The 17,659-nt window shown below is 65.1% G+C and carries 16 protein-coding genes; 14 read left to right on the top strand and 2 right to left on the bottom strand.

Annotated features, from left to right (window positions below):
- Positions 1–10: 10 nt before the first annotated feature.
- The 4 genes from G7Y29_RS05445 to G7Y29_RS05430 all read left to right on the top strand — a co-directional run bounded on the left by G7Y29_RS05445 (position 11) and on the right by G7Y29_RS05430 (position 5,111).
- Positions 11–1,198, top strand: a complete 1,188-nt coding sequence (locus tag G7Y29_RS05445; protein WP_165004143.1) for a M18 family aminopeptidase — start codon at positions 11–13, stop codon at positions 1,196–1,198.
- 185 nt (positions 1,199–1,383) lie between these two features.
- Positions 1,384–2,217: a tRNA (adenine-N1)-methyltransferase gene (locus G7Y29_RS05440; RefSeq protein WP_165004146.1), complete on the top strand. Its 834-nt coding sequence runs from the start codon at positions 1,384–1,386 to the stop codon at positions 2,215–2,217.
- A gap of 9 nt (positions 2,218–2,226) precedes the next feature.
- Entirely contained in the window at positions 2,227–3,750 is a 1,524-nt protein-coding gene (gene arc, locus G7Y29_RS05435) for a proteasome ATPase (protein WP_165004149.1), read from the top strand.
- 356 nt (positions 3,751–4,106) lie between these two features.
- Positions 4,107–5,111, top strand: coding sequence for an HNH endonuclease signature motif containing protein (locus G7Y29_RS05430; RefSeq protein WP_249399826.1), 1,005 nt, complete (start codon positions 4,107–4,109; stop codon positions 5,109–5,111).
- Here G7Y29_RS05430 and pdxR read toward each other — a convergent pair.
- On the bottom strand, positions 5,074–6,462 hold the full coding sequence (gene pdxR / locus G7Y29_RS05425) for a MocR-like pyridoxine biosynthesis transcription factor PdxR (RefSeq protein WP_165004154.1): 1,389 nt from the start codon (positions 6,460–6,462) through the stop codon (positions 5,074–5,076). The genes G7Y29_RS05430 and pdxR overlap by 38 nt on opposite strands.
- A 68-nt stretch (positions 6,463–6,530) precedes the next feature.
- On the opposite strand from pdxR, the gene pdxS reads away from it, so the two are divergent.
- The 10 genes from pdxS to G7Y29_RS05375 all read left to right on the top strand — a co-directional run bounded on the left by pdxS (position 6,531) and on the right by G7Y29_RS05375 (position 17,081).
- On the top strand, positions 6,531–7,433 hold the full coding sequence (pdxS, locus tag G7Y29_RS05420; RefSeq protein ID WP_165004156.1) for a pyridoxal 5'-phosphate synthase lyase subunit PdxS: 903 nt from the start codon (positions 6,531–6,533) through the stop codon (positions 7,431–7,433).
- Entirely contained in the window at positions 7,433–8,005 is a 573-nt protein-coding gene (gene pdxT / locus G7Y29_RS05415; protein ID WP_196820202.1) for a pyridoxal 5'-phosphate synthase glutaminase subunit PdxT, read from the top strand. Before pdxS ends, pdxT begins: the two co-directional genes overlap by 1 nt.
- Positions 8,002–9,510 (top strand): depupylase/deamidase Dop, encoded by a 1,509-nt coding sequence (dop, locus tag G7Y29_RS05410; RefSeq protein ID WP_165004162.1) that lies wholly within the window; start codon positions 8,002–8,004, stop codon positions 9,508–9,510. The genes pdxT and dop overlap by 4 nt, the downstream gene beginning before the upstream one ends.
- Before the next feature lie 2 nt (positions 9,511–9,512).
- A complete protein-coding gene (locus G7Y29_RS05405) occupies positions 9,513–9,698 on the top strand; it encodes a ubiquitin-like protein Pup (RefSeq protein WP_165004165.1) in 186 nt (61 codons plus the stop codon).
- A 21-nt stretch (positions 9,699–9,719) separates the two neighbouring features.
- On the top strand, positions 9,720–11,078 hold the full coding sequence (gene pafA / locus G7Y29_RS05400) for a Pup--protein ligase (RefSeq protein ID WP_165004296.1): 1,359 nt from the start codon (positions 9,720–9,722) through the stop codon (positions 11,076–11,078).
- Between the two features lie 58 nt (positions 11,079–11,136).
- Positions 11,137–12,066, top strand: a complete 930-nt coding sequence (locus G7Y29_RS05395) for a helix-turn-helix transcriptional regulator (RefSeq protein ID WP_165004168.1) — start codon at positions 11,137–11,139, stop codon at positions 12,064–12,066.
- The gene (locus G7Y29_RS05390) at positions 12,056–13,000 is read left to right on the top strand and encodes a helix-turn-helix transcriptional regulator (protein ID WP_165004171.1); all 945 of its coding nucleotides are present in this window, start codon (positions 12,056–12,058) and stop codon (positions 12,998–13,000) included. Before G7Y29_RS05395 ends, G7Y29_RS05390 begins: the two co-directional genes overlap by 11 nt.
- A gap of 50 nt (positions 13,001–13,050) precedes the next feature.
- Positions 13,051–13,317, top strand: a complete 267-nt coding sequence (gene tatA / locus G7Y29_RS05385; RefSeq protein WP_165004174.1) for a Sec-independent protein translocase subunit TatA — start codon at positions 13,051–13,053, stop codon at positions 13,315–13,317.
- A 72-nt stretch (positions 13,318–13,389) separates the two neighbouring features.
- Positions 13,390–14,307, top strand: a complete 918-nt coding sequence (gene tatC / locus G7Y29_RS05380; RefSeq protein ID WP_165004298.1) for a twin-arginine translocase subunit TatC — start codon at positions 13,390–13,392, stop codon at positions 14,305–14,307.
- Positions 14,308–14,312: 5 nt separating this feature from the next.
- Positions 14,313–17,081 carry a DEAD/DEAH box helicase gene (locus G7Y29_RS05375; protein ID WP_165004176.1) on the top strand — a complete coding sequence of 923 codons (2,769 nt, stop codon included), beginning with the start codon at positions 14,313–14,315 and terminating at the stop codon, positions 17,079–17,081.
- Here G7Y29_RS05375 and G7Y29_RS05370 read toward each other — a convergent pair.
- A complete protein-coding gene (locus G7Y29_RS05370; RefSeq protein ID WP_165004179.1) occupies positions 17,078–17,644 on the bottom strand; it encodes a S1 family peptidase in 567 nt (188 codons plus the stop codon). The two genes, G7Y29_RS05375 and G7Y29_RS05370, sit on opposite strands and share 4 nt — an antisense overlap.
- Between the last annotated feature and the right edge of the window lie 15 nt (positions 17,645–17,659).

The following is a 17,659-nucleotide window of genomic DNA, read 5'->3' as shown; positions in this document are numbered from 1 at the left end:
GAGTGGGGCCATGCAATTCCTCTCCTTCCTCAATGCCAGCCCCTCCGCCTTCCACGCCGCGGCGAATGTCGCGAGCGAGCTTGTCGACGCCGGATTCGCCCCGGATTCCGATGTCACCCCCGGCGGCCACGTCATGGTCTGCGGGGGAGCGGTGCTGGCCTGGTGGGTGCCGGAGAACCCGAACCCGCGCGTGCGCATCATCGGGTCGCACACCGATTCGCCTGGCCTCATGGTCAAGCCCGACCCTGATTTCCTTCGCGAAGGCTTTCGGCAGGTCGCTGTCGAAGTGTACGGCGGCCCAATTTTGTCGAGCTGGTTCGACCGCGACATTCGCTTCGCCGGCCGCGTGATCTGCGCGGACCGCTCCGAGAGGCTGGTAGACACTGGCGCGGTGGCCCGCGTGCCCAACCTCGCGATTCATCTTTGCAACGGTGGCGCACCGGAGATCGACCGGCAGGTACACACCCAGCCCGTGCTCGGCGGGGATACGCCACTCTCGGCGATCGTGGCACGCGCCGCCGGCGTCGATGCGGCCGATGTGTTGGCGCACGAGCTCATCTCAACCGACGCTCAGCCCGCCGCGGTCGTTGGAGAGTCGATCATGGCCGGGCGCCTAGACAACCTGACGAGCGTGTGGGCGTCACTGCGGGCGCTGTTGGGTGCTCGGCATGAGGCGCGCGACATCCTGGTCCTCGCCTCTTTCAACCACGAGGAGGTCGGCTCCGCCTCTGCCACCGGTGCGGGCGGGCCGCTGTTGGAACGGGTGCTGGCCCGGCTCGCCACAGCCGTGGGAGACCCGGTGGAGTTCTACGCGAACTCGATCGCTGTTTCCGCTGACGCCGCACACTCCGTGCACCCGAACTTTCCGGGCAAGCACGACCCGACCCACCGCCCCCTGCTGAACAGAGGCCCCGTGCTCAAGATCAACGCCAACCAGCGCTACGCGTCCGATGCCGTGACAGAAGCCGAGTGGGTCCGGGTGTGCCGGGCAGCCAACGTTCCCGTGCAGACCTTCGTCGGCCACAACGATGTGCCGTGCGGTTCTACAATCGGGCCGATTTCCTCCACCAGGCTAGGCATTCCGACGGTGGACGTGGGCGTCCCGCTTCTGTCCATGCACTCGGCACGCGAGCAGGCCGGCGTGCGGGATATGGAATGGTTCGTCGAAGCGCTGACGGCGTTCATGGCGGGACACTAACCCCAAGGCACCCGTCCGCCGCCGATCCCCCCGGTGGCGGCGGACGCGTCACAGTGTGACCAACAACCTGTTATTAATTTTCCTGTTGCGTGTGCCTCACTTCCCGTTTTTATCAGCTGTTTGCCAGCCCTGCAACAGGAAGCGCCCGTTAACACCCGAAACATGCGGTGAGGCATACTAGCCCCATGTATTCCGGACCCTTCCAGGCAGGCGACAAAGTCCAGCTCACCGACGCGAAGCGCCGGCACTTTACGGTCGAACTCGTCGCAGGCGGGCAGTTCCACACCCACAAGGGCATTGTCGCGCACGACGACATTATCGGGGCCGACGAGGGCAGCGTGGTCAAGAGCTCGCTCGGGTCTGATTTCCTCTGCTTCCGCCACCTGCTGGTCGACCACGTCCTGTCCATGCCCCGCGGCGCCGCGGTGATTTACCCGAAGGATGCAGCCCAGATTCTGGTCGAGGGCGACATTTTCATGGGCGCGCGCGTGCTTGAGGCGGGCGCGGGCTCCGGCGCGTTGTCCATGTCCTTGTTGCGCGCGGTCGGGCCCGAGGGCAAGGTGTTTTCCTACGAGATCAGGGAGGACCACTTCGCTTTCGCCCGCGATAACGTCAAGGATTACTTTGGGTCCGAGCCGCAGTGGTGGGAGCCGCGCCTCGGTGACTTCGGTGCGATCACTCGCGACGAACTCGGCGGGCCGGTCGACCGCATCATTCTCGACATGGTTGAGCCGTGGCTGTTCATCGACACTGTCAAGGACCTGCTCATCCCGGGCGGCGTGTTCATGACGTACGTGGCCACCGTACCGCAGCTAATGAACATCATGGAGACAATCCGCGAGGCGAAATGCTTCACGGAACCGCGCGCTTGGGAGACGCTGCTGCGCGAGTGGAAAGTCGACGGGCTGGCCACCCGCCCGGAGCACCGGATGAACGCGCACACCGCGTTTCTGGTGTGGACGCGCAGGCTTGCCGACGGCGTCACGCCGCCGCGTCCCCAGCGCAAAGCCCGGCGGTAGGGTAGACCCATGGCTATAGAGGACGGCGCTTTCGGCCCAGAGATCCGTGAGCTCAAGCGCGAGAACCAGGCGATGAGCTCGCGCAATAAGCAACTCGCCGAGTTACTTAAGGCATCGCGGGACAAGCTCAACGACCTTTACGCGCAGCTCGAATCGCTCGAGGAGCCTGCCAATCCGTACGGTGTCTACCTCTCCGGCTCGCGCAAGGGGTTGGAGGCCGAGATTTTCACCTCGGGCCGGCGGATGCGCGTCAAGGTATCGCCCAACGTCGCGCCTGGCTCGCTCGTGCCCGGCGCGCTGGTGCGTCTCGGCGACGGCACCGTCATCGTCGAGGCCTGCGGCTTCGACACTGCCGGTCAACTGGGCACGATGGTCGAGCGAATTGGTACGGACCGCGCGGTCGTCGCGGACCAGCAGGGTGCGGAAACCCTTGTCCACCTCGCCCAGCCGCTGCTCGCTACCGCGCGCTCCGGTGACACCCTTCTATACGATCCGCGCGTCGGCTACGCCTTCGAGCGCGTGCCCAAGACTGAGGTCAACCAGCTGTCCCTCGAGGAAGTCCCGGACGTGACCTACGCCGACATTGGCGGCCTGGCCACGCAGATCGAGACGATCCGCGACTCCGTCGAGCTGCCTTTCGCCCACCCCGAGCTCTACCGCGCCTACGACCTCGCCCCGCCGAAAGGCCTGCTCTTGTACGGCCCGCCCGGTTGCGGGAAGACGCTCATCGCAAAAGCCGTGGCCAACTCGCTGTCCAACCGAATCGGCGACGGCGGCTCGGCGCATTTCATCAACGTCAAAGGCCCTGAGCTCCTCAACAAGTTCGTCGGTGAGACTGAGCGCCGCATCCGTCTCATTTTCGAGCGCGCCCGCGAGCTCGCCTCGGACGGCCGGCCCGTCATCGTATTCTTCGACGAGATGGAGTCCATCTTCCGCACCCGCGGCTCGGGCGTGTCCTCCGATATGGAGACAACAGTGGTCCCGCAGCTGCTCACCGAGATCGACGGCGTCGAGGACATCGCCAACGTCATCGTCATCGGCGCGACGAACCGCGAGGAACTCATTGATCCCGCCATCCTGCGCCCCGGTCGCCTCGACATCAAGATCCGTGTCTCCCGCCCGAACCGGGCGGAGGCCGCGGACATCTTCGCACGCCACCTCACCGAGTCCGTCCCGCATGCCGAACCCGTAGCCACGCTTATCCGCGCCGCGGTTGCCGCTTTATTCGAGCCCCGCCCGTTCGTGCGCCTCGAGCTTGTCGACGGTTCCACCGAAGTGCTCCACTACTCCGACTTCGTCTCCGGCGCGATGATTGCAAACATCGCTGACCGGGCAAAGAAGATGGCTATCAAGGACCACATCGCGGGGGCGTCGACAAGCGGCGTGAGCTCCGATCACCTGCACGCCGCCGTGCGCGCCGAGCAGGATGAGAACGAAGACCTGCCGAACACCACAAACCCGGACGAGTGGGCCCGCATCACCGGGCGCCAGGGCCGCCGCGTTGTTTCCGCGGAGGTGCTGACCGAGGAGTGAAAGTCCGCATTGCGGACTTTTTCACGACGTTTGCGCAGGTCACCGAACTTGTCGTACCTGCTTGTTATGGTTCGGATCGAAGTTAACGAACACACGATCCATCCCGTTGGGGGCACCATGACAACAAAAGTTTTAGACCTGCATGATCAACTCAAATCCGATAAACATATCGTCGCCGCTATCGAAGACGGTTTCGGGACATTCACCCGTAAGCAGAAGTTCTGCTGGCCATTTCGCTTTTTGACGCCTGGAACCTTGCCACCCGGTTCGGTGCGCGCTCCACAGCGGCGTGGATGGTGCGGGCCCTCTCACTTTCAAACTCAACCGCGCACGAATACGTCAAGGTGGCCCGTGCCATGGCGGCCTTCGAGTTGCTCGCGGAAGCATTCCTGGCGGGACAAACAACGTATTCAAAGGTCCGGCTCCTGCTACCACATCTGACCCCGGGGAACGAAGCGGAGCTCGTGGAACTAGCCGTGACGATGCCGTACCACGAACTCGAGCTAGCCCTGCTTATGTACCGGGAAGAGACTGGGAAGCCACCCCGGCAGACCTACGTGAGATTGAAGGCCCGGCGCGACGGCCGTGTCGGTATGTGGGCCGACTTTAACGCGTCAGAAGGCGCGCGCGTGATGGCTGCGATGAAAGTCGGTGAATTGGCCTGGCAAGACGTCGACTGGGATTCCCTGGGCGGGGACAACGGCGAGATACACCCGGGGCGGCTCGGTGCCGAGCTGGATAGGCGGAAACGCAGGGCGGCCGGTTGTTCGGGATTTGGGCTGCCGCTCAGGGAAGCACTGGTCAGCGCCTTTATGGGCATGGTCAACATCGCGTTGAGTCGACCGCGCAACACCTTGCGTGCCCCGGGGGCCCATGTGAACATCGTGATGTCCAAGGACGGAAGAGCGTATCTGCCCAATAACCCGGGAGCTCCTTCGGCCGCGGTGGAGTGCTTTCTCAGCAACGCATCGTACCGTGTGAACAGGGTCGATGAGGAAGGCCTCGTTCTCAACACCGGGCGTAGTTTCCGCCTGGCTAATGACGCCCAAGTCAACGCCCTCATGCTGATGTGGCGGGGAGAATGTGCGATGCCCGGTTGCTCGCATACGCGCTTTATGGAAATGCACCACATCCACGAATGGGCGGACGGGGGACTCACCGACCTCGAGAACTTGTTGCCTCTGTGCTCTGCCTGTCACAGCCTCGTCAGCGACGGCTACGTCAAGATCTTGAAGGATTGCGGGGACATCCATTTCACCTTCCCGGACGGATCCCGGTACGTGAGCCACAGTCGGGGGTTGCCTGTACGCGATGACGATGCCTTTACCCTCGAGGAGTACAACTCTGTGGATTGGCGGTAGCGCTCTTGCCAACGGAAGACAGAATCTCGACGGCCCGGTCGAAATCCGCGTCGTCGAGGTGCGCGAAACTCAGCAGTAGGCCTTCACTTGACTGCGTACCTACTTCCCCGCACTCCACCCCCAGGCGAGTCAGCGTCGCCACAAAATCGGTTCGTGCGCTCCTCTCGGAGAACCTGACAACCATGTCCACACCGAGGGACTCCTCACGCTCGATGATGTCCGCGCCAAGAATACGCAGCGCGGGCAGTACGGAAGTACTCAGGATCTCTCGACGATGCGCCAGGCGGCTGTGCACTGACTTCGTATTACGGCGAACGAATCCGCCCTCGAGAAGACGGGCGATCGCGTGCTGTGTCACCGGGGAAACAGGCATGCCGAGTAACCCCCGTGTGACTTGAAGGGAGTCCGCCATAGCCACGTCCGCGACGACGTACCCTGCGCTGAGGTGCCTGCTCAACAAAGTCGAAAATGTACCGAGGGTGATCACACAGGCCTCGGTGGCCAGCGTCGCCATGGTGGGCTGGGGGGACACCCGGTAGCGCAGCTCGCTGTTGAAGTCGTCCTCGATGACCACGACGCGGTTCCGAGTGGCCCATTCGAGGAGCGCGGCACGGCGCGCAGCCGGCATTGTTCCGCCCACGGGGTAGAGGTGTGAAGGGGTTACGAGGAGAGCATCCAGATCGGGTGGGAGCGAGGAGACAATGACGCCCTGCGCGTCGGTCCGGCACGTGACGGGAGTATGGCCCGCTAGTGGGATGATGGCGCCGAGGCCCGGATGCCCGGGGGACTCCACGCCCACACGCAGGTTGCGTCCGAGCGACATGAGGATGAGCAGGAGGCCCTCACGAGAGCCGCCCGTGACGAGCACATTGTTAGGGTCGACGGTCAGGCCGCGGGCGAGCCGGAGGTGTTGCGCGATCGCGGTACGCAGCTGGGGTTGCCCTGCCTTGTCGATCGTCGCTGGTGATTCCTGCGCTGCGTCCCGCCACGCTCGTCGCCACGCGGCGGGCCGAATCGTGCCGGCATGTCCCGAGGAAGGTTTTAGTGAGATGCGTAACCGGGGTGGTGCAGGCGAGCGCACCGCGGTCGAGCTCGGGGGCAACGATCGGCGGGGGAGGTCGGGGTGCACCACCGTGTTTGCGCCTTGCGTTGATAAAAGGAAGCCCTCGGAAATGAGCTGGTCATAGGCGGACACGACGCTGCCCCGGGAGACACCGAGCTGGCGTGCGAGCTCGCGAGTTGAGGGGACCCTGTCGCCACCCGCCAACCGCCCGGAGGCGACGAGGCCCCGGACGCCGGATGCGATCTGGTTCGGGAGAGACGTGGAGAGGGTGCGGTCGATAGGAAACACAACTGGTCCAAAAAAGTGGCGGATAGGTGGACCTAGGAATTTACCAGTTGGAGCGACAAGATTGAGAAATGGCTGAAACTACTGAAACAACTGAAACCACCGTAAAATCCGGGCTCGCCCAGATGCTCAAGGGAGGCGTGATTATGGACGTCGTCACGCCCGAGCAGGCCCGCATCGCCGAGGATGCCGGCGCCGTCGCCGTCATGGCTCTCGAGCGCGTCCCGGCGGATATCCGCGCCCAAGGCGGCGTGGCCCGCATGTCGGACCCCGACCTCATCGAGGCGATCATCGAGGCCGTGGACATCCCCGTCATGGCCAAGGCTCGCATTGGCCATACGGTAGAGGCGCGCATCCTCGAGCACCTCGGCGTGGACTACATCGATGAGTCCGAGGTGCTCAGCCCCGCGGACTACGTCAACCACATTGACAAGCGCCCGTTCACCGTCCCCTTCGTGTGCGGTGCGACGAACCTCGGCGAGGCGCTGCGCCGCATCAACGAGGGCGCAGCGATGATCCGCTCCAAAGGCGAGGCCGGCACCGGCGACGTCTCTGAGGCCACGAAGCACATCCGCACCATCACGGCGGAGATCGCGGGCCTGCAGGCCCTGTGGAACACCAACCGCGACGAGCTCTACGTCAAGGCGAAGGAGCTCCAGGCACCCTATGAGCTGGTCGCCCGCGTCGCCGAGCACGGTGAGCTCCCGGTGGTGCTCTTCACCGCGGGAGGCGTTGCGACGCCCGCCGACGCCGCGCTGATGATGCAGCTCGGCGCAGACGGCGTGTTCGTCGGCTCGGGAATCTTCAAGTCGGGTGACCCCGCGGCGCGCGCCGCCGCGATCGTCAAGGCCACCGCCGCTTGGGACGACATCTCGGTGGTCGCCGACGCTTCGCGCGGGCTCGGCGAGGCCATGGTGGGCATCAACGTCGCGGATCTGGCGGCGCCGCACCGCCTGGCGGAACGCGGGTGGTAATTGGGGTGCTCGCGCTCCAAGGTGGGGTCCGCGAGCACGCTGAAATGCTCCGGGCCCTCGGTGCGCAGGCCATCCTCGCGCGGAAGCCGAACGACCTCGACAATCTTGACGGAGTGGTCATCCCCGGGGGAGAATCTTCCACCATCGACCGGCTGATGCGCATTTTCGGCCTCGCCGACCCGCTCACCGAAGCCCTCAGAGGCGGCCTGCCCGTCCTGGGCACGTGCGCCGGCCTGATCACGCTGGCCACCGAGATCGAGGACCCCGCGCCCGGGCAGAAATCGCTCGGCATCGTGGATATGCGCGTGCGTCGCAACGCATTCGGCCGGCAGGTCGACAGCGCCGTGGAGACGATTGTGACGCGCTACGGCGCGGTCAGGGCCGCCTACATCCGCGCGCCGGAGGTCGTCTCCGTCGGAGGTGACGCCGAGGTTATTGCTGTTACGAGCGAGCGCATTGTCGGCGTCGAAACGCCGAGCGCCCTCGCCGTGAGTTTTCACCCGGAACTTACCGGCGACACCACGATCCATGAGAGGTTCCTCAGCAAGGTGCGCGGTACCGTGGACGCATGACGCGCTACATGGGAACTGAAACTGAGTACGGGATTAGCTGTCCGGGCGACCCGTCGTTAAGCCCCATCGTCACCTCCACCCACGCGGTGGTCGCGTACGCCGCCACGCACACGGGTGCCCGCGCGCGGTGGGACTACGAGGACGAGGCACCGCTGAAAGACTCCCGTGGGTTCGACCTGCGCCGCTACCACACGGTCCCCGTCGTAGACGCGAATGCGCTCGGGGTGGCCAACGTGGTCACCTCGAACGGCGCGCGCTTCTACGTCGATCACGCACACCCCGAGTACTCCTCTCCGGAGGTCTCCAACGCGTGGGACGCAATGGTGTATGACGCCGCCGGAGACCTCATCCTTGGTGAGGCCGCGGCGAACCTCGCCGACCTGTACGAACAGGGTGTGAGCGTGCTCAAGGACAAGGCGCCGTGCCCGCCGCTGAAGTTCTACAAGAACAACGTCGACGGCAAGGGCGCCTCCTATGGCAGCCACGAGAATTACCAGAACTCGCGCCACACTGACTTCGGAAAGCTCGCGCAGGCTCTCATCCCGTTCTTCGTCACCCGACAGGTCATCACCGGCGCCGGCCGCGTCGGCATCGGCCAGGAGGGACAGCGGGAAGGTTTCCAGATCTCCCAGCGCGCCGACTACTTCGAGCAGGAGATCAGCCTCGAAACCACGCTCAACCGCGGTATCGTCAACACCCGCGACGAGCCGCACGCTGATGAGGAGCGTTTCCGCCGCCTCCACGTCATCGTCGGGGACGCGAACATGAGCCAGTACTCCAACTTCCTCAAGCTCGGCATGACGAAGCTAGTCCTCGACGCCATCGAGGCCGGCATGGACTTCTCGGACCTGAGGCTCGCGGACCCGGTCGCGGAGATCAAAGCGGTTTCGCACGACCCGACCTGCACGCACGAGCTTTTGCTTAGCGACGGCCGCAGGTTGACAGCCATCGCCCTCCAGCGCGTGTACCGCTCGCGGGTGGCGGGAGAAGGGGACGTCGACAAGCGCGTGCTCGAGTACTGGAGCGAGCTTCTCGTCGACCTGGAGCACGACCCGCTTTCCACCGCCGACCGCCTCGATTGGACTGCGAAATGGGCCCTGATCAAGGCGTATCTTGACCGCGGGGTGGACATTGCGGACCCAAAGCTCAAGGCGATCGACCTGCAGTACGCGGATATCGACCCGGCCAGCTCGCTGCATCACGCGCTGGTGCGCAAGGGCCGGATGCGCACGCTGGTCGACGCGGAGGTTGTCGCCCGCGCGGCGACGACACCGCCCGGGGACTCGCGCGCGTACTTCCGCGGCAGGGTCGGCACCGCGTTCGGCGACCGCGTGCTGGCGTCGAACTGGCAGGCCGTCTTGCTGGATACCGCCGCGGGGCCACGGAAGATCCGCATCGACGATGTCGACGCCTTTACACGCACCGAGGTGGGCGAGATCTTCGAGCGGGCGGGGACCGTGGACGAGTTAATCGCCGGGCTCGACCGGCTGGGAGATAAGCTCTAACCATGGCACAACAGCAAATACACGGCGGCAACAGCGGCGCGGGTGACGAAAACTCCGCCGAGTTCGAGTCCGGCCAGGCGCAGATTAACACGTCCGGCACGGACGACCTCCTCGACGAGATCGACGCGCTGTTGGACACCAACACCGAGGAGTTCGTCCGCTCGTACGTGCAAAAAGGCGGCGAATAGCACGTGTTCACGCGCCGGGTCATGGGTGTCGAGACGGAGTTCGGGGTTACGGCGTTTCGTGACGGATCGCCCGTGCTCAGCCCGGAAGAGGTCGCTCGCTACCTGTTCCGGCCCGTCGTCGCCGAGCACCGCAGCTCCAACATCTTCGTCGACAACGCCTCCAGGCTCTACCTCGACGTGGGCGCGCACCCTGAGTACGCTACCGCCGAGTGCGATTCCATCACGCAGTTGCTCAACTGCGACAAAGCCGGCGAGCTCATCTTCGACCGGTTGTCCCGCCAGGCCGAGGAGGCGCTGGCGAACGACCGCATTGGCGGTGAGCTGTACCTGTTCAAAAACAACGTTGACTCGCGCGGCAACTCCTACGGGGCGCACGAGAACTACCTGATCAGCCGCGAGCTCTCGCTCAAGCCGTTCTCGCTGCAGCTCATGCCGCACATGATCACCCGGCAGCTGATCTGCGGCGCGGGGTTGATCAAGAAGAACCGCTTCCTCATCTCCCAGCGCGCCGACCAAGTGTGGGAGGGTGTGTCCAGCGCGACCACGCGCACCCGGCCGATCATCAACACCCGCGACGAGCCGCACGGGGATTCGCACCGGTTCCGCCGCATGCACGTCATCGTCGGTGACTCCAACATGGCCGAGCCCACCTTCGCCCTCAAAATTGGCTCGACGCTGCTGGTCATCGAGATGCTCGAGGCCGGATTCGAGATGCCCCGCTTCGAACTCGACAACCCCATCGAGCACATCCGCGACATTTCCGCCAACCCGACGGGCCAGACGGTGCTGCGGCTCAAGGACGGTGGCACGGTGACGGCGCTTGAGGTGCAGGCCGGGCTCCTCGGCGCGGCGCGGCGCTGGCTGGAGCAGCGCCCGGATGAGGGCACGCCCAACGCCGAAATGGCACGCGTGGTGGACCTGTGGGGCCGTGTCGCCGAGGCGATTGAGACGCAGGACTTCTCTCGGGTGGACAGGGAGATCGACTGGGTGATCAAACGCAAACTCCTCGAGCAATTCCGGGTGAAGCTCGGTTGCGATTGGAGCCACCCGAAGCTCGCCCACATCGACCTCGCCTACCACGACATCCGGCGCGAGCGCGGATTGTTTTACCACCTGCAGAACAGGGGGCTCGCCCAGAGGTGGACCACGGACGAGGCGATTGAGGCGGCGGTGGCTGAGGCCCCGCAGACGACACGGGCGAAACTGCGGGGGCGCTTCCTCGCGGCGGCTCGCGACACCGGCGCCGCCACAAACGTCGACTGGGTCCACTTGAAAGTCAACCACCCAGAGCCGCGCACCGTCGAGCTGCTCGACCCCTTCGCCACAGAGGACAAAGCCGCAGACGAGCTCATTGAGTACATGCTGAATAGCCCAGCGTAGACGCCTGAAGGCACGTATTGTGTAGAAAGCAAACGGTTCGGGAGAAGGTGGAACAGGTATGGCGAACGACGGTCCGGTTATCGAGCGCCTAACAAACCTCACATTTGCCCTCCTGGGCACCGACCGGCCCCGCGACTACGACTGGGTGCAGACCCGCGTCTCTGAGTACAAGGGCCGGGAAAAGTCCGCTTTCCACCGCCAACTCAGCCGGGACGTGCAAACCATCCGGCGCGCTGGCGTGCCCGCGCGGATGGAGAACGGCTTGGTGTGGGTTGATAAAGACGCCTACGTCCTGCCTCCCATCGAATTCACCGACGAGGAGGCCACTGTCCTCGGTCTGGCGGGGGATCTCGGGCGCGAACGCAGCCTCGGAGCGTTCGCACGCTCCGGCTGGACGAAACTCGCCGCGTCGGGCGCGACCCGCTCCTTCGACAGCCCGGTGCTGGCCAGCGTGGACAACGACGTGATGCGCCTCGACGCCGAGACGGTGAAGAACGTGACGGCATGTGTGCGGGGGCGAAAGCGCATGGTCTTCGACTACGAGCCCGCCCCTGCCGCGGACACGCAACGGCGCGAAATGGACCCGTGGGGGATCGTGGCTCTTAACAACCGAGCCTACGTCGTGGGCTGGGACGTCGAGCGCGGAGCCGAGCGCGCGTTTCGTGCGATGCGTGTCAGCAACATCCGCACAACCGCCTCGCGGGAGTTCCACGAGGCTACGCGGCCCTTAAGCGAGGTGGTGGAAGACATCTTGCGCGGCCCAGTCACTGACGCCCGAGTTCGCGTCGCGCCTGAAGCGTCGTTCGAGCTCGAGTCCAGGGGTACGCGCGCCGGCGACGCGCTCGAGTTCACGGGTGTTGAGCGGGACTGGCTCGTGCGCACAGTAGCCAGCGCCGCCCCGCACGTGCGCGGGATTGAACCCGCCGACGTCAGAGGCGATGTCGTCGCTCTACTGACCAAGACCCAGGAGGCGGGCAATGAAAGATAGCCCGGCCAAGCTCGTGGGCGTCGTGCGCTCGCTCAACCTCATCCCGTACTTGCACCGGCACCCGGGGGCCACACCAATGGAGATATCGCGCGACCTGGGCTACCCGCACGAGGAGGTGATGCGCGATTTGACGCGGCTCAGCATGTCAGGAGTTGGCAGCGGGCCAGGTGAGCTTATCGACCTCGTGGCCAGCTGGACCGGCATCACGGTCATCGACGACCAGGGCCTGAACAAGCCCCTGCGCCTGACTCCCACTGAAGCCAATGCGCTCCTGCTCACCCTCGAATCACTCGAGACCATGCCGGGGCTGGTGGACCAAGCGGCGGTGACCTCGGCTGCGGTGAAGTTGCGCGCAGCGGTGAAAGGTCACAGCGTGGATGACACGGAACCGGTTACAGGGGCGTCGACAAGCGATGTCCGCGTCCTCACCGACGCCATCGCCCGCTCCCGCAGGCTTTCAATCACGTATTATTCCGCATCTTCCGGCGCGATCACCGCCCGCACGGTCTCGCCCGTCGCGGTATTTCACCAGAATGGTCACTCGTACCTTCGCGCCTACGAGGATGGGTTAGACGAGCCGAAAAGCTTCCGGCTCGACCGCATAAAGAACGCGCAGCTTATCGACGCCCCCTCCGACGCCCCGTTTAACTCCGGAACGTTCGACCCGACCGACCCCTTCGGGTTCGCGAACCGGCACCGCGCCGAACTACTCATTCGCCGGGAGGCGACGTGGCTGGCGGACTATTGGGAGATCGAGCTCGACCTCGAGGCCGGCACAGGGGAGTGGGTGCCCGCAGCCATGCCGTACGGCTCCGACGACTGGTTGGTGCGCTTCTGTCTCAGCCAGGCGGACAGGGTCGAGCTCGTGGAACCGGTGGAACTCGCACGCGACGTAGTTGCGCGCGCTCAAACCGCGCTAGATGCGTTAAGCTGAACCGGCACGGCGCCCGGTGAGGCGACAGCTCTTCTCGCGAAAGGAACCCCATGCCTAACCTCGGTTGGACGGAAATCCTCATTATCCTGGTCATTGTCTTGCTCCTCTTCGGCGCGAACAAACTGCCAGACCTGGCTCGTTCCATGGGACGCTCCGCACGCATCTTCAAGAGCGAGGTCAACGAGATGCGCAACGACGGCAAACCCGGCCCCGCGCAGGGCGAACTGACCCAGGCTTCCCAGGAGACGCAGAGCGCCGCACAGACTGCCGACGGCTTTTGGGACAAGCCGGAGAACCAGCCCCGCCCGCAGAACTAACCTGGCGTGGCTAGCGTCGTGACCCGCATCAAGCGTCCGGCGAAGAGGCGGGCGAAGAACCCCGACGGCAGCATGCCGCTGGTGGAGCACCTCAAGGAACTCCGTCGGCGCGTCATCATTTCGCTCGCGGCGTTCGTGGTCGGCACCGTCATCGGGTTCATCTGGTACCAAAACGCCCCGTTTGGAATGGCGCCGCTCGGCGAAATTATCCGTGGGCCTTACTGCAACCTGCCTTCCGATCTGCGCGCTGACTTTACCGGCGACGGCGAGTGCCGCCTCTTGGCGACGAACCCGTTCGAAATGTTTATGCTGCGCCTGAAGGTGGGCGCGCTTGCTGGCATGGTCCTGTCCTCCCCGGTGTGGCTGACCCAGATCTGGTCGTTCATTACTCCGGGACTGCACCGCAATGAGAAGCGCTACACCTTTTTCTTTGTCACCCTCGCGGTGACCCTGTTCGTGCTCGGGGCGCTGCTGGCGTACTTCGTACTGGACAAAGGGTTGTACATTCTGATGTCGATCGGGTCGGAGTTCCAGGTCGCGGCGCTGGCGGGCCGCGAGTACTACAACTTCCTGCTGTCGCTCATCGTCATCTTCGGTGTGAGCTTCGAACTGCCTCTGATCATCGCCATGCTCAACCTGGCTGGCATTCTGCGTTACGAGCACGTCAGGGGGAAGCGCCGCATGATCATTCTCGGCCTGTTCATCTTCGCCGCGTTCATGACCCCGGGCCAAGATCCGTACTCCATGATCGCACTCGCCGCGGCAATGACCGTGCTGGTCGAGCTCGCATTCCAATTCTGCCGCATTAACGACAGGCGACGTGCGGAGCAGCGCCCGGAGTGGATGGATCTTGACGACGAGTCCGCGTCCGGCCCCATCAGCGCGGCGACGCCCATTAGCGCACCGGAGGCCGTGTCCGCGTCAGCACCGTCGAGCGTGTCGCCGTCGCCGGACCTTCCCCCGGAAGACCACTTCAAGGACGTACTCTAGGGGGCATGCCAATGCCTACCCCGCCGACCCATTTCGACGAGTTCCGGGCCTCGAAGGGATTCGAGCTCGACGACTTCCAGATCGAGGCGTGCCGGGCGGTGGAGCGGGACCGCGGGGTGCTCGTTTGCGCGCCAACGGGTTCGGGCAAGACAGTCGTGGGGGAGTTCGCCGTTTCGCTGGCGCTTTCGCGCGGAACTAAGTGTTTTTACACGACGCCCATCAAGGCATTGAGCAACCAGAAGTACAACGACCTCGTCGCCGAGCACGGTGAGGACGCTGTCGGCCTGCTCACGGGCGACGTGAGCATCAACGGCTCCGCAGAGGTCGTGGTGATGACCACCGAGGTACTGCGCAACATGATCTATGCCGAGTCGCCGCAGCTCGACCGGCTCTCCCACGTGGTGATGGACGAAATTCACTACCTAGCCGACCGTGACCGCGGTGCGGTCTGGGAAGAGGTCATCCTCAACCTCGCCGACTCCGTCAGTTTGATCGGCTTATCCGCCACGGTGTCTAACTCGGAGGAGTTCGGCGAGTGGCTGGGCACGGTGCGCGGAGACACCGCCATCATCGTCTCCGAACACCGCCCCGTGCCGCTGAGCCAGTACATGATGGTCGGGCGCAAGGTCTTTCCGCTTTTCGAACCGGGCACCGACGGCCGCGTCAACCGCGACCTGGAGCACGCCATCGAGCGCATCGAGTCCGGCCGCGCCGACGAGGGCCGCAGCGACTACGAACAGGGCAGGGGCTTCCGGGCGCGTAGCGACGGCCGCCGCTCCGGCCGGGACCGCCCCGCCGACAAGACCAAGCCCGTCGGCCGGCCGGAAGTCGTCTCAGCTCTGCAGGGTCGAGACATGCTGCCGGCGATCGTGTTCATTTTCTCGCGCGCGGGGTGCGACGGCGCGTTGTTCCAATGCCTGCGCTCACGCAAGGAGCTGACAACGCCCGAGGAGCGGGAGCGCATCGCGGAGATCGTGGACGCCGGCGTCGAGGGCATTCCCGATGAGGACCTCCAGGTTCTCAACTACCGCCAGGTCCGCACCGCGTGGCTGCGCGGATTCGCGGCCCACCACGCCGGGATGCTGCCCGCGTTCAAGCACATCGTGGAGGAGCTCTTCGTCCAAGGTCTGGTTCGCGTCGTCTTCGCCACAGAGACCCTCGCCCTGGGCATCAACATGCCCGCGCGCACCGTCGTCCTAGAGAAAATGGTCAAGTTTAACGGCGAGGCGCACGTCGACCTCACCCCCGGGCAGTACACGCAGCTCACGGGACGTGCGGGCCGCCGCGGCATCGACCACATCGGCAACGCCGTGGTGCAGTGGGCCCCGGCGATGGACCCGCGCGAGGTCGCCGGGTTGGCCTCTACCCGCACGTACCCGCTGATCTCGCCGTTCATGCCGGGCTACAACATGGCCATCAACATGCTCAAGATGAACGGTTTCGATGACTCCATCCGGCTCGTGGAACAGTCCTTCGCCCAGTTCCAGACCGACCGCTCCGTGGTCGGGGAGGTGCGCGACATCGAGCGGCTGCGCTCGAGGGTGAGCTCGTTGCGCGCCCAGCTCGAACGCGACATCTCGTCGTTCGCCCCGCCCTCGGACGACCCGGCCGCCGACCTGGTTGACTACCTGCAGCTGCGCCGCAACCTCACAGAGGCCGAGAAGGAGTCTCGTGCCAGCGCGCTGACGGACCGCCACACCGAGACGGTGAAGATTCTGGCGCGCCTGCAGATCGGGGAAGTCATCGCACTGCCCAGCAAGAAGAAGCCCGAGCTCGCTGCCGTGGTACAGGCCGCCGGCAAGCACGACGACCCGCGCCCGTGGGTCACCACCGAGCGCGGCTGGTCCGGGCGTATCGACGCCTCCGCACTCCGCAACCCCCCAGTCGTCGTCGGCCGGGTCAAGATTCCGCGCCACATGGCCGAGCAGCCCCGCCGCCACGCGCGCAAGGTCGTCGGTTTAATCCAGCGGGGGAGTTTCAACGCGCCACGCAAGCTGAAGGATCAGGCGCGGGTGCGGCCGTCGAAACGCGTCACCGCCCTGCGCGAGGCAATCCGTGAACATCCGGTCCACGGCTGGCCCGCGACCGACCGCGAGATGCTCGCCCGCGTCGGCGAAGAGGTCGTGCGCGAGGAGCGCAAGCTAGCGAAGCTGCAGCGCACCGTCGATACCTCGACCGATTCGCTGGGCCGCACCTTCGCGCGCATTATCGGCCTGCTCACCGAGATGGACTACGTCGAGCTTGTCGAGGGCGAGCCAGAAGTGACCGAGGAAGGTGAGCGCCTCGCCACCATCCACAACGTCTCCGACCTTTTGGTCGCGCAGTGTCTCAAGCGGGGGGTGTGGGACGAACTGGATCCTGCCGAGCTGGCCGGTGTGGCGTCGATGTGCGTGTTCGAGAACCGCAAGGCCACGATGGGAGCTGCCGAGGCCGCGACGGAGAACATGGCGGACGCGATGAACTCCACCATGCGCATCTACAACGAGCTGGTCTCCGACGAGCAGCGCCACCAACTGCCGGTGACCCGCATGCCGGATCCCGGTTTCAGCCTGTCGGTCCACCAGTGGACGGCGGGCGCGCCGCTGGGCTACTGCCTCGCCGCGGCCGCCGAGTCGGGCGCGGAGCTGACCCCGGGCGACTTCGTACGCTGGTGCCGCCAGGTCATCGACCTGCTCGAGCAGGTCGCCAAGACTGGGTACAACGCCGACGTCAGGCATTCGGCGAACAAGGCAATCGACGCGATCCGCCGCGGCGTCGTGGCCATCGGAAGCTAGTTTAGCTTATCGACGGCGTCGCGCACGCGCCCGTCGATAAGCGAGACTGTGGCCAACCTCAGGTTGACGCCGAAGGGGTCGAGAATGAGCGACTGGACGGCGAAGATTTTTCCACCCGCCAGCACGGGGCCGCCGGAATCTCCCTTGACCGCGGGTGTGTTGTTGAAGATTACCCCGGCGGGCTGCACCAGCGTTTTGAAGTTGCGCGACACCGCGAACGGCAGCGCGTTGAGGTAGCGGCCGTCGCGCGCGGCGGCGTGGCGCAGCTTGCCGCCGTAGCCGAATGTCACGGTCTGGCCGAACCGCGCGGGTGCCTCGCCGACGGTGGGGAAGACCGTGTCCTCGGGGAGCGTGACCCGGGCGATGTCGACAAGCGCGACGTCCGTGCCAGCAACGACCTCGACATGCTTGGCGCGCCGCCTCGTGCCTGCAACGTGGATGTTGACGAGCACGTCCACACCGCGGAAGAAATGGGCGCAGGTGAGCACCGTCGTCGGGTTGAGCAGCACCCCGGAGCAGTAGCCGCCGGGGTGGGAGAGTCTTGCTAAAAGTGTCGGGCGCACGCCTGCCGAGTGTAG

The organism is Corynebacterium qintianiae, assembly GCF_011038645.2.
In the GTDB taxonomy this organism is placed as follows: Bacteria; Actinomycetota; Actinomycetes; order Mycobacteriales; family Mycobacteriaceae; genus Corynebacterium; species Corynebacterium qintianiae.
The sequence above is the reverse complement of the archived record's forward strand: the minus strand, read 5'-3'. Positions and strand labels throughout refer to the sequence as shown.